Here is a 12,872-nt window from a genome sequence, read left to right on the forward strand (position 1 = left end):
GGTTTACCTTTCTTGTGTCGTAGAAAGAGAGATTGATGCCGCGAGCGACTTGACCTCGGTCGAAGCGATGATCGAGCGTGTGTTGGCAAAATCTTCGTGGTTCTGGGCTACGCGGGCCAGGTCATAGAGGTAGTTGACCATAGTGCCGCCAGACTGGGCGCGCCCCTTGTCAGAAGTATCGGCATCGGCATGAACAGCATGGACCAGCGCGCCATTGCCCAAATGGAACCGAGCCACTGGGTCGAAAGGCAGCTCTCCCCGGCCTTTGGCGTTCAACAGGTAGTGTGCGGCCAGCACCTTCATCTGATCGGGTTGTTCGATGTCCCAATCGAGACCTTCCTGAGACAGCCACCGGGTCAATCCCGGGATCGGTGACAGGGTGACAAAAGTCTTCAACTCTGACAGCTCTGCCGCCAGATCCGACGCCACCTGCTTGATGAGAGAGTTGCCGAACGAGATACTGGCCAGACCCGCCTGACAATTCGAGATCGAGTAGAACACGGCTGTGTCAGCCTGCTCTGCAGGCATCGGATCGCGATCCTCGGCAAGAAGCGCCTGAACCGATCCGGGAATGCCGCTGTTCAGAGCGACTTCTACAAAGATAAGCGGCTCATCGGGCATCGAGGGGTGGAAGAAGGCGAAACAGCGCCTGTCGGTGGGTTCCAACCTGCGGCGCAGGTCATCCCAGCTGTCGATGGCGTGTACCGCCTCATAAGCAATGATTTTTTCCAAGATATGTGCCGGGCTTTCCCAATTGATCGGACGCAGGACCAGAAACCCCCGGTTGAACCAGCTGGCAAACAGGTGCCGAAAATCCAAATCCAGCGCCTGCAATTCGGGTTCCTTGCCGCCCAGCCGCAGCAGATCGGCACGCATCTGCACCAACGCTCCGGTCGCACCGGGTACCCGGTTCAGTCGACGGATCAGCTCTTGCCGGGCCGGTTCCACCGCAGCTGCAAAGCAGCGATAGGTTGCTTTCGATGGGTCGCGCTCGTATTCGTCCAGTGACGAACGCACCGCCTCGGGATCGATATTCATCGCTGTGGCAAGATACCGGAAGAACTCCAGTTTTTCGTCATCCTCCAGCGTGTCGAACCGGTTGAGTATCTCTTCGGCCAACGCCAACCCAGATGTTTCCCCCGCCGACCCAACCAGCGCGGCGGCCAGTTCGGACAGCGGGCGGCCGTCAAGTGCTGCCGCGCCCGAGCGACGGTACCGCCGCTCAAATACGGTTGAAAGAAGATCGGCCAGCAGAGTCATACCGCTGCCCCCATCACCAGATCAGGCAGCCACGTGGCGAGGCCCGGGAACAAGCACAGCAGGACTATCGCGACCACCATACAGGCCACGAAAGGCAGTGATCCGGTTAGGATGGTCTTCAATGAGATATCCGGCGCAATGCCGTTGATCACGTAAAGGTTCAGGCCGACGGGGGGCGAGATCAGGCCGATCTCCATGTTGATCGTCAGCACGACCGCGAACCAGATCGGGTCAAATCCAGCGGTGGTGATGATCGGCAGCAGGATCGGGGCCGCCATCAGGATCACGGCCACAGGTGGCAGGAAGAACCCGGCGATCAGCAGGAACACGTTGACCGCACCCATCAGAACCCAGCGGTTCACGTCCAGTGTGCCAATCCACTCCGCAATCGCCTGCGTGATGAACAGCGAGCTGAGCATATAAGAAAAAACCCCAGCGGCGGCGATGATGAACAGGATCATCACGCTTTCCTTGGTGCTATCGCGCAGCACGACCCAGATATCCTTGGGATTCCAAAGCTTGTAGATGATCATCGCAATCATCAGGCAAAGCAGCGCGCCAACGGCGGCAGTCTCCGACGGCGTGGCGATACCGCCATACATGGCATAGAGCACACCAAGAATAATGCCGAGGAAAGGCAGGACGCGCGGCAGGATCTCGAAGCGTTCACTCCAGGTGTAGCTACCGGAACCCAGGCGGGTCGCATCGCCGGATTTCCAGGTCGAATACAGCGACCAGGCCATGAACAGACCCACCAGCATCAGCCCGGGGATTACGCCCGCCAGAAACAGGCGGCCAATCGAGGTCTCGGTGGCGATACCATAGACGATCATCGTGACCGACGGCGGGATCAGGATGCCCAGTGTGCCACCTGCGGCGATTGAACCGGCGGCCACACCGTCAGGATAGCCACGCTTGCGCATTTCGGGGATGCCCATCTTACCGATGGCAGCACAGGTGGCAGGCGATGAACCGGACATGGCGGCGAACAACGCGCATGCACCAAGGTTCGACACGACCAGTCCGCCGGGGACACGGGTCAGCCAGCGTTCGAGGGCTTCGTACAAGTCGGCCCCTGCCCTTGTTGAGGCGATGGACGCCCCCATGATGATGAACATCGGGATCGAGAGCAGTGCGAAGTTGTCCAGCTTGCCGAACAGGATCTCGGGCATCAGTTCCAGCGACCGGGGGCCGTCAAAGATGATCAGGAACCCGGCGGAAACGATCAGCAGACCGATGGCCACGGACACGCCCGAGAATAGAACTAGGATGGTTGCGATGGCGACAATAGCGCCGAGCAGAAGGGGATCCATCGGCTTTACTCCAGACCAAAAGGTTTATCGATGCCAAGCAGAACGGCGACGAGGTCGGCGATCAGCTGCAACAGCAGCAGCCCGAAGCCGACCGGGATGGACAAGTAGGGAATCCACAGGCGAACACCCCAGACAGTGTCGGATTTCCAACCGCGCTCCCACGCGAAGTGCCAGTATTCGTAGCCGTAGAACAGCATGACCGAGACGATGGCGATGGACAGGACCGAGGTCAGGATCGCCATGAAAAAGCGGGGACGCGGGGCCAGTGAGATTGGGATCAGGTCTACATTCACATGCCCACGCAAACGCTGCACATAAGGCAGACCAACCAGCGTGGCAGCGATGACGAGATAAATGACGGCCTCGGTTTGCCAGATGGTCGAACCATTCAGAACAAAGCGCACAACAATCATCTGACAGGTGATTGCGACGGCGGCGACGATCATTGCTGCTGAGCACCAGCCCGCCAGAGTTGAAAGCGCCGCGACAAAGCGAAGGAAGGGATTGTTCCCGGTGTGAGAAGCAACGGCAGAGCTATGGCCAGCCATGTGCGCCTCCTGTAATTGAGATGCAGGGAGGTCTGAAAATCAGACAAGTAATCGGGTGCCGGGCGGGTTCTGCCCCGCCCGGCTTGAGTGGTGTCACTCGACCGCCAGAGCCTTGTTCAGAAGCTCCTGCCCATCAGTTACTTCTTCCACGAAAGCTTTGTAGGATGTTTCCTGAGCCAGCGCGCGCCAGGCTTCAAAATCCTCAGGGCTCATCTCGGCAATCTCAACGCCTGCTTCTGCGAAGACCTTGGCTGAGTTTGCGTCCTGTTTCTTGGCCTCTTCCAGATAGTATGCCTGTGCCTTTTCCGAGGCTGCCAGCAGCGCAGCCTGCTGATCTTCGTTCAAGCCTTCGAAAGTGGATTTGTTCATCAGGAGCGGCTGATACATGAACCACAGCGCCACATCACCGGCGGGGGTATAGCAGCTGACCTGTTCGTAAATACGATAGCTGACAAAAGACGAGGACGATGTATTGGCAGCCTGCAGAACGCCGGTCTGCATGGCGTTATAGATTTCCGACGACGCCATCGAGGCGATTGAGGCGTCGGCGCCGGCCAGCATCTGCTCAAAGGATTTACCTGCCGCGCGTGTTTGAAGGCCTGCGACATCTTCAGGTTTTGTGATGCATTTATCTTTACCAGCAAATCCACCTGCCAGATAGCCATGGACCAGAACCATCACGTCGTCCTCGGCCATCTTCTCTTCCAACGCTTCCATGAAGGGTGAGTCGGCCAAACGCGCTGCGTGATCGTGGTTCTTCACCAGACCCGGCATCAGGGTCAGGTTGTAGGCTGGTTGCTGACCTCCGGCATAGCTCAGCGGCAGAACAGTCATGTCCAACTGCCCACGGCTAAGCGGTTTGTATTGCTCCCGTGGTTTGAACAACGATTTCGAGCCGAAAATCTTGATTTCCAGATCAACATCCGCCGCGGCAACCTCATCTGCAACGATCTGAGCGACTTGGTGACGGATGTCCTTGTTCGACCACTGATGTGACAGTCGTAGCTCTTCCGAAGCACCCATAGTGCCAGCGGTCGCGAGCGCCAAAGCAGCGACGGCTGTTTTGAACATGGTTTTCATTTTCTCCTCCCGTTTTCAAACCCGGGCCTGCCGGGGATGAACAGAAGCATAAAGTCCTTATGTTTTTTAAGTCAATATTTTTGTATACAAGATTTGAATTCTTGAGCTCCCAATCGATCACGAGTAAAACAGAACACTATGGACCAAAGACTTGCCGATACTATTGCTCAGGATCTGGAAGAGCTGATCTTTGACGGAACATTTGCGGACGGAGACCGGCTGGACGAAGTTAAACTGGCAGAGCAATTTGGCGTTTCAAGAACGCCACTTCGAGAAGCATTTCAGCGGCTTGCCCTATCGGGTCTGGTTGACCTCATACCGCGCAGGGGTGCTTTTGTCCGGCAACCGGGCCCGGTAGAGTTGATGGAGATGTTCGAAGTCATGGCCGAGCTCGAAGCCGTTTGCGGCCGACTAGCAGCGCTGCGCATTTCCGATGAAGCTTTGAAAGACCTCACCGACGCCAATACAAGATGTCAGATGGCGGTCGATGCCGGGGACCCGGACACATACTACCTTGAGAACGAACGGTTTCATCGAATCATATATAACCAGTCCGGCAATTCTTTTCTGGAACAAGAGGCGTCCAAGCTACACAGACGCCTCAAACCCTTCCGGCGGCAACAGCTTCGATTTCGGGGCCGCATGACACAATCGATGTCTGAGCATGAAGACATTGTACGCGCGCTCGACAGTGGTCACCCTGAGGATACGGCAAATGCATTGCGCGCGCATGTCGCCGTACAGGGGGAAAAGTTCCACAACCTGATGGCTTCTTTGAAAAGCGCATCCGATTAGCACCGAAAGCAACAGACGGTTTACACGAGTGCTTGCAGCAAAGCTTCTGAGCCCCGATCGTCATCCCGCTTTTGTCGATCAGGTGCGCAAGCCGAGCCGGGCAATCCTAATCGCCTTTTCAACTGAGTCTACTAACGAGTTTTTCTATCGATGCCCCTGATCAATTAATCAGCGGCATCAATAGGCGTTCCGGACTTCTTGGTTCATCTCCACAACAAACTGGCTTCGATGAACCAGATACCCTCCATCACTCGAAACGCTGCACAACTGGAGCAGCCAACACCCGCTTCAAAGCAGCGGGTTTTCGGGAAGAGTGACCGTTGCGGGACGACGGTTCAAGGAAGCTCATCCCTTCAAAGCATCCATGGCATCTTGCACAACCGAAGTGGCCTGCAGCTTTTCTAGCTGGCCAGCTATGCGGCGCGATTCCTGTTCATGTTTCTCACCCATGTTGTCGATTTTTTCGATAATCTGATCAACACCCGGGTTTCTGATGTCAAATACGTAATCTTGCTGCAAGAAATGCTCTGCAAGGTCAGTGTATTTGCTGGCCCATCCGAGAATAATTGCAGGAACGCCACTCCGATAAGCGAATACCACCGAGTGATAGCGCGACGCGATCACGTATTTGAACCTTCCGATGATGTCGATCAGTTCCGGGCTCGCGTATTCTTTGGCAATCAAGCTTACCTTGTCTCTGTTCCTGGTTTTGTTCAGAACCTTTTCGACAAGGTGAATATCGGCGGTGGACGTGTTCAGGATGTACACATTTTCGCCATTGTCGACCAACCTATCAAGTATCTTTGCATAGAGATCAAACACCGAACTGGAATCACCAATCCTGAATACGTTTTCATTGATAATGAAGCCGACAGAATTGGGGGCTGGATAGTCTATCTCGTCATTCTCGTGCGAAGCATAGATATCGCTGGCTGTTGGAAAAACCTTCTCCCGGATAACCATATCCGTAGACAGCTCGACATTGTCCAGGTCCAGAGATTTTAAGCACTCATATCCTTCTTTTTCGCGGGCATAGATTTTGGTGGCGTAAGTTAACTCCTTTTTCACTCTCTTAAGGAATTTCTCATTATTACCGTCGGGCCAATCAAACGGACCAAAGCTCTGGGGCATCAGGACGACTGGTTTATTGTAACGTTTTGCGATTTTTATCGTTTGCATTAACAACTCGCCGCCGCCCTTGGGCCAGCCAGAGCCAAGCGTATAGCCGCTTGCATCGAGAATGGCGTCCGCGTCTTTCAAAGCTTTTACCATTTCCGGAACCTTGCCGTTCCATTTGTCAGTTTTTCTCCAGAAACCGGCAAAACGCGTTAGCAGCGGCTCCAACAGTGGCACCTTGTACAAATGATATTTGAATATCAAACGCGTGTAGTAGTCGTAGGGTAACAACTTGAACGAATACTGCTCGGGCGAGTCATATTTATTAGCAAAACCAATAACCTCGCAGTCCTTGTAAATAGACTTCAAGCCATAGCACAAAGATAGAAACATGGCTTGTGAGCCTTTGTTTCTCATCTGAATTCCGGTGATAATAAACTTCTTCATATCAATAAGTGAAAGACGTTAGGCTTTCACTTTTCCTCCTTGTCTTTCAGAACTGTCGCAGGTGTCGCTTCCTGTAAGGTATCCAGTTACTACATGTGCCCCGCACAGATCGTGGACCCGGGCCTGAAGACCTGAATAAAGCGAGTGTCTCATCAGCTGGCCCGATCCAACGGCCCATACCAGTGGCTGAGCGACTGGCCGCTCATCTTTTCCAGGGCCTCGATCGAGGGGTGGTAGTAATCATAAAGACGATTTCGCAACTCGTCTGTCAGCTTCGGATACCGGGTCTGCTGGGTAACCAATCCCCGGACAGTCTCGAACCCGGACGTCCCCCGTAAGGGGCGAACTATGGGTTTTACCCACGCAAGATGCTTGCGCAATCGGGGAGAGACCATCAGTGATGTCTTGTCCTTTACCTTCTCTCGCCCGATTGACGAAAACGGACGTGGCGGCAGGCCAAGGTGGGATCGGACCTGAGCCATCTGAGCCTCCGGGTCGAGCGAGACGCCTTCGAAAAACAAGATAAGAAGCTTTTCTCGGCCATAGAGGTCGACAAAGGTCTGCAGGTGCGACGCGAATTTTCCCGAAATCAGGTACTTGAGGTTCTCACCTAACGTAGGATCGAGGTAGGATTCTATATCCTTCCCGACCTCGCCGCGCCTGAACCGCATGCAGTAGCTGGAATAGGCTCGTTCAACCGGATTGCGCAGTTGCGCGATCAATTTCACCTGCGGCAGGTCTCGGTGAAGACGGGCCGCTGCTTCGGGTTCATAAAGGTAGGAGTTGGATTTCTCGCCAACGACCCTATCGAGCAGTTGTTCGTCGAACTGCGAAAAATACCAGTCCTGTCCCTTGCTGTACTCTCTGGAAAAATAGTGAAGCTCCGGGTCGGGCATGTAGACGGCCGGATCCGTCTGCAACTGTTTCTGAAGCCATGTGGTTGCCGACTTCGCGGCGCCAATAATCACAAAATCGATATCGTTAAAATGCATTAGCTGTTGGCGTCTCTGATTGATGCGCTGGAAAACGGAGCGGTTAATGCCGATTGTATCACGCAAATGAAATTTAGGTTTGTTGGTGGCCAAAGCCTCCGTTTCGTTCAAACGTACTACTCTAAAATCGTAACAGCTGTGCAGAGCTGTCAAGGATCGCCAAAAAACCGCTAGAGATTTGGGTCGGTCTGATGACAATAGCTTAATTTAGTCGCTTCTGTTCACAATGTGAATACACCCAAATCCAAGCCTTCCGTGACGCAGCATTTCAACACAAAGCCTGACGTGGCGAGATTAAGAACGGGGCATTTGTCTGGTGTGCAGCGTGCGAGCTTCCGCTGCGGAAGCTATCCATGCCATCTGCCGTTTTGCTTGACCCAAAAACTGAGAGGGCGGCGGCGATTTCACCCTAGCCGCCGCCCGAATGATCTCCGACCGTCTAAACGGACAGTTGGCTATGGGCCGTGATCAACACCGCCATGATCACCAGCTCTGCAAGCAGCGGCGGCAGAACGGCCTTGTCGAACCCGTCGGCCAGAATACCGACAATACGCCCTATAGCTACGACACCCATCAGGATTGCAACCGCCAAATAGCCCTGAGTCTGGCCGGTCGTCAGGCCAATCACCAGTAAGGCAACTGACGCCAGAAATAGCCCCCCAACTACCGAGCGAATTGTGCTGAGCCCTGCTGTTCCCACCGGTTCGATGGCAAAGTTCGCGACCATTCGACGGGGTGCAAACATCGAGGTGAGGCCGAGGCCAGCCAACATGAGAGTTGCAAGAACGACGAGTATGTTAAGTGTAGTTTCCATTTCATATCTCCTTTGGATTAGACAAACTGGCGCAGCGCCAGATCGGCGTTGTCTTGGGTGTTGATGTCTGACAGAGCGCCATCAATGCTGGCCTGATCCACGACCGGCCCTGTGGGATAACCTGCCTGGCTGGCGTAGAAATGACCGGTCTTGAATTCCGGGTTGAGCAATCCGTCGAGATACCGTTTTGCCCCGGTTTCAACACTGTGCATCATGCCGAACAGAGGCATCAGTACTCCGCCCACATGTTTGAAGAAGATGCGTTTCATCAGAGGCAGATCATCAAAGCCCGCAGTACCTGTGGTGCCACCCGGGCTCATGGTGACAAAGCGAACATGCGGGTGCCGACGGGCCATCGCCCCCATCCAAAGTGTCGCCGTCAATTTTGCGTAACCATAGGTCTGCATCGGATCGCCCTCGGGGCCAAACTTGCTGCCATCGGCGATTGATCTGAACTCGTCCACGGTACCTTCGGACAGATCAGGGCGGTGCATACCCATTTTGGAAATACCCCGGGCTGCCTCGGAACCTGCGTAGAGGATTGTGGACGTTACCAACTGGCGCTCCATCAACTCGTCCACCAGCACGACATGGCCCAGAACATTGGTCGCGAAGATATTGGTTACGCCATCCCTGGTGAGGCCGTTGGGATGTGGTCCGCCGGTGCCACCGGCATTGAGAATGACAGCATCAATCGGGGTAGAGAGTTCAGCGACCGCTTTACGAACCGAAGCGGGATCTGTCACATCCATCAGAACGATTTCAAAGATTTTACGCTCGGTCTCATGCTCCAGTGCCTTTTTAGCGGCCTCTGCTTTGCTCCGGTTGCGGCAAGCCAGATAGATTTTGGCAATACCTTTCTGTAGGGCGAGTTGTCGGGCGGCCTCGCGACCCAGTCCGGCATTTGCGCCAGTGATCAATACAGATTGGATCTGGTTCATGGGTTGGGCTCCTTTGGGTCAAGATTGATGAAGCCAAGGTAAGGCGCCCATTATTTGATCTGTAGATGGGTATTTCTGGACACCGTGCTTCAAAAATGAAACACATGTCTCATGTCGATAAAGGAAAGCCATTCCCTAAACTGGGACGATCTGAAGTACTTTCTTGCGGTTGCACGAACCGGAACCCTTCGGGGTGGGGCAGACAGCATTCAGGTGAACCACACCACGCTGACGCGTAGGCTTTCGGTCATGGAAGAGCGCGTGGGCAGTCGGTTGTTCGACCGTACCAGGTCTGGCCTCGCCCTGACACAGCTTGGCGAAGACCTGCTGCCTCATGCCGAACGCGTTGAGGCAGAAATGACCGCTGCATCGCGGGTCATTGTGGGCCGGGATGCGCAACCGTCCGGCACAGTCTACGTGACCCTGCCCCACGGGCTGGCGATGACTTCGTTGATGGATGACTTTACTGCCTTTGCCGATCTTTATCCGGACATCATCCTCAATATGAATTTCACAAACGATGTTCGCGATCTCATGCGTCGGGAAGCCGACGTTTCCTTGCGTGTAGCTGACGAAGTGACAGATGATGTGGTCGGGCGGAAACTGGTCCAGATGTCTCAGGCAGCCTATTGCACGCGCGAATACGCTGAACGAATCTGCGACAATGGTGGCGAAGGATTGCACCTGATCGGCTGGCACGAACCCGAAGAGGCAACCACGGCGAAATGGGTGAAAGACAGCTACTACCCAAAGGCCACGTTAAAACACCGGGTTTCGGATTTGGTTCCGTTGATCACTTTGGCGGCATCAGGTTTGGGGATGGCCTACCTTGCGTGCAACCTTGGCGACCGTCACCCCAACCTAATCCGCGCGCCGTTCCAAAAGCCTATACCCTATCGGAACATCTGGCTCTTGCTGCATCGCGACCTTCGAAACACGGCACGCGTCCGACTATTTGTCGACTTTCTTGCCGAACGGATCAGATCCAGACGAAACGAGTTTTGGGTTTCCGGAACTGTATCGCCCCGATAGCGCGGGGCGGTGGTGCGCAGTTTAGCACCACGCCCACCCGGCAGATATGTATCTACAGGACGTGCGACTCTCAGTCGGGCTGAATATGAGCCAAGTATTTACAGTTTACTTGCCAGAGGACTGCATTCCAAAGAGCAGCCGCATGACCTCACTATCGGATAGCTCCCTGAAGACCCAATGCAGCAATTGCCCGACGACTAGAAGCCCTTCGGGCAAAATCCCAGACGCTCGATCACTCAAGACGGGTCACACGGCTCAATGGTGTGGTGTTTTTTTCGCAGATAGAAGCAAAGAACAGGACCCAATCCAGCGCTTCGCTTTGTTTTGACCCTGTTGTGTAAGCCACCTTACTTCTTGTCCGCAATCGCAACGCCCACCCAGTCACTAGGCGGCGGCTCGGTTTGAAAGGCTTGGGCACGCTCTTTCATGACAGCAGAAGCAGGATCTCCACCACGTTTCTTGTCGGCAGCCTCAAATGCTTCGAACGCTCTGTCAAAACGCCGGTTCCGATAGTGGTTCAGACCTTCCTCATAGGTCGCGATCCACCCAAAAGATCCATCGGCACTGTCCGTCATTGCGATCAATTCGAATATAACGAGGCCCTCGGCGCGGCCGAAAACCGCCAGCGTATCCAGTTCTCTCACAACCACCGTATCACCTGCAGCACGCCGTGTTTCCGGGCCAATCAGAATTGCGGTACCATATACTTTGTTGGCCCCTTCCAAACGGCTGGCGACGTTCACTACGTCACCAATGGCTGTGTAATTCAGCCGTTCTTCCGATCCGATATTGCCGACCAGCGCCTCACCCGTGTTCAGGCCCAAACGAATGCGCAAGGGCGATCCGGTATCATCCTGGATCCCCGTCGCAGCGACGGTCGCCACGAGGTCCAGTGCGGCCCGGCAGGCGTTTTCAGCGTGTTTTGGATCGGGGCGCGGTGCACCCCAGAATGCCATCACCGCATCACCCATGAACTTGTCGATCGTCCCGTCATGACGCGCGATGGCCGATGAGGTCGCACTGAAAAACGGCTCCATTAATTGAACGATCTTGGGCCCCATCCGCTCGGACAAGCCAGTGAATCCGGCAACGTCACAAAACAGCACCGAAATCCGCTTCATCTCTCCACCGGGCTGGGTATCGACACCCTCGGCAACCAGGCTTCGAACAAGGTCGGTGGGTACGTATTTTCGAAACGCCGACAGGCCAGCGGCCATATTCACAGTCGCCGCCGACAGGTTCGAAAGCTCTTTTAGCTTGGAAGGGCGGCGTGCAATCTGTTCGATATCAAAGCGTTCAACCTTGCTGAGATCTTCAACGATATGTGCAAGCGGCGTTGCGACAACCGTCCGCATAAGCCAGATCGCAAGTGCGGTCGCCACGACAACAACGCCAATCAATATGTATATCAGGTTCAACAGTGCGGCATCGATCCCGGACAGGAAGGCAGACTCCGGTATTACCGTCGCAACTCGCCACCCGTAGAAACCAAGTGGTGTCAAAGCGACCGCGTAAGGAACCCCATCATTGACAATCCTTGTCGTCGAATTGGCAACCGGAGGCATGTCGGATCCGCCTAGCAACTGCTCACCGGACATTTTCGCGATTTCGTAGAGATCTCCTTCACCCATACGAGCGGGCGTAACTTCATCTGCATTTGGGTCGGGTGCTGCAATCACATTTCCGTCTGCATCAAGGATGAATGCCGCGCCGAACTCACCCGGCCGTAACGTTCCCAAAAATCGCGACAACCGGTCGGTTTCGATCACGACGGCCAACACACCCTGTCGCCTTCGGTTCACGTCGACCGGACCCGCATAGGCGTAGACCGTCTTTTGACTGCCGGGTAAGTCGCGGGCTTCTATCCAATCCGTGGCGTCACGCCCGATGAAGTTCGCGTACCAGGCGTGTTCTCGTGGGTCGAAATTCGTTGCCGAAAAATCTCGCTCTTCAAACTGTATGTCGCCCGGAATGAAGATATATCGATCCCGGCGCAGCATCCCGTCGCGGATTTCATCGTCAATTTCCATCATCTCAAGCCCACCATCGCCCAGACGATGTGCCGCAAAAAAATTCCCATCCGGCCAGCCGAACATGATCCACGAGATGTTGGGTTGGGCCTGTAGTTGAGACAGGAAGACGAACTCACGTTTGTCAGCTTGTCGGGTGGTGATGACGTTCTGAACGAAAATGGTTCGCACTGCGGCCCATGCCGCTTCTGCGGACCTGAGAGTCAGACCAACTTCAATCCGCACTGTATTTGCGATCTGACTGTTGATCTCTGCCGCAAGCATCCGGCTGTTTTCCCGGGCGGTTGTCCACCACAACGAGTGCACAACAAATGTCGACACACCGATCGACAGCGCAACAAGCATTGTTACAGCGATGCCTACGCTGACACGCATAGCAGCTCCAGTTATGGCGGAGGGCGCCTGAGACCTGAGCTTAGACGGCTCAATCGTCAATTAAAAGCTTGTAATTATAACCACATTTCAAACCGGCGGGATCACTCCGTGAAGAGAACTGCAACCACG

At 54.7% G+C, this 12,872-nt stretch carries 11 protein-coding genes; 2 read left to right on the plus strand and 9 right to left on the minus strand.

Annotation, left to right across the window (positions count from 1 at the left end):
* Nucleotides 1–3: 3 nt before the first annotated feature.
* From ACR0IO_RS11980 to dctP, 4 genes are all read right to left on the minus strand, one after another.
* Nucleotides 4–1,260, minus strand: coding sequence for a malonyl-CoA decarboxylase (locus ACR0IO_RS11980; protein WP_480741889.1), 1,257 nt, complete (start codon nucleotides 1,258–1,260; stop codon nucleotides 4–6).
* Nucleotides 1,257–2,573 (minus strand): TRAP transporter large permease, encoded by a 1,317-nt coding sequence (locus ACR0IO_RS11985; protein WP_480741890.1) that lies wholly within the window; start codon nucleotides 2,571–2,573, stop codon nucleotides 1,257–1,259. Before ACR0IO_RS11985 ends, ACR0IO_RS11980 begins: the two co-directional genes overlap by 4 nt.
* A gap of 5 nt (nucleotides 2,574–2,578) precedes the next feature.
* Nucleotides 2,579–3,121 carry a TRAP transporter small permease gene (locus tag ACR0IO_RS11990; protein WP_170333343.1) on the minus strand — a complete coding sequence of 181 codons (543 nt, stop codon included), beginning with the start codon at nucleotides 3,119–3,121 and terminating at the stop codon, nucleotides 2,579–2,581.
* Between the two features lie 93 nt (nucleotides 3,122–3,214).
* Nucleotides 3,215–4,201: a TRAP transporter substrate-binding protein DctP gene (gene dctP / locus ACR0IO_RS11995; protein ID WP_480741891.1), complete on the minus strand. Its 987-nt coding sequence runs from the start codon at nucleotides 4,199–4,201 to the stop codon at nucleotides 3,215–3,217.
* Between the two features lie 138 nt (nucleotides 4,202–4,339).
* On the opposite strand from dctP, the gene ACR0IO_RS12000 reads away from it, so the two are divergent.
* On the plus strand, nucleotides 4,340–4,996 hold the full coding sequence (locus ACR0IO_RS12000) for a GntR family transcriptional regulator (protein WP_155148290.1): 657 nt from the start codon (nucleotides 4,340–4,342) through the stop codon (nucleotides 4,994–4,996).
* 345 nt (nucleotides 4,997–5,341) lie between these two features.
* Here ACR0IO_RS12000 and ACR0IO_RS12005 read toward each other — a convergent pair whose 3' ends face one another.
* The 4 genes from ACR0IO_RS12005 to ACR0IO_RS12020 form a co-directional block, all read right to left on the minus strand.
* Nucleotides 5,342–6,559: a polysaccharide pyruvyl transferase family protein gene (locus tag ACR0IO_RS12005; protein ID WP_480741892.1), complete on the minus strand. Its 1,218-nt coding sequence runs from the start codon at nucleotides 6,557–6,559 to the stop codon at nucleotides 5,342–5,344.
* 152 nt (nucleotides 6,560–6,711) lie between these two features.
* Nucleotides 6,712–7,644, minus strand: a complete 933-nt coding sequence (locus tag ACR0IO_RS12010; RefSeq protein ID WP_480741893.1) for a sulfotransferase family protein — start codon at nucleotides 7,642–7,644, stop codon at nucleotides 6,712–6,714.
* A 346-nt stretch (nucleotides 7,645–7,990) separates the two neighbouring features.
* Nucleotides 7,991–8,365: a DUF4345 family protein gene (locus tag ACR0IO_RS12015; RefSeq protein WP_170333347.1), complete on the minus strand. Its 375-nt coding sequence runs from the start codon at nucleotides 8,363–8,365 to the stop codon at nucleotides 7,991–7,993.
* A 17-nt stretch (nucleotides 8,366–8,382) separates the two neighbouring features.
* The gene (locus ACR0IO_RS12020) at nucleotides 8,383–9,306 is read right to left on the minus strand and encodes an SDR family NAD(P)-dependent oxidoreductase (protein WP_480741894.1); all 924 of its coding nucleotides are present in this window, start codon (nucleotides 9,304–9,306) and stop codon (nucleotides 8,383–8,385) included.
* A 111-nt stretch (nucleotides 9,307–9,417) separates the two neighbouring features.
* Here ACR0IO_RS12020 and ACR0IO_RS12025 point away from each other — a divergent pair, with 111 nt between their 5' ends.
* Nucleotides 9,418–10,338, plus strand: coding sequence for a LysR family transcriptional regulator (locus tag ACR0IO_RS12025; protein ID WP_480741895.1), 921 nt, complete (start codon nucleotides 9,418–9,420; stop codon nucleotides 10,336–10,338).
* Nucleotides 10,339–10,685: 347 nt separating this feature from the next.
* Here the strand turns inward: ACR0IO_RS12025 and ACR0IO_RS12030 are convergent, their stop codons facing one another.
* Entirely contained in the window at nucleotides 10,686–12,743 is a 2,058-nt protein-coding gene (locus ACR0IO_RS12030; protein WP_480741896.1) for an adenylate/guanylate cyclase domain-containing protein, read from the minus strand.
* Nucleotides 12,744–12,872: the final 129 nt, after the last annotated feature.

The organism is Ruegeria sp. CE12 (assembly GCF_056537525.1).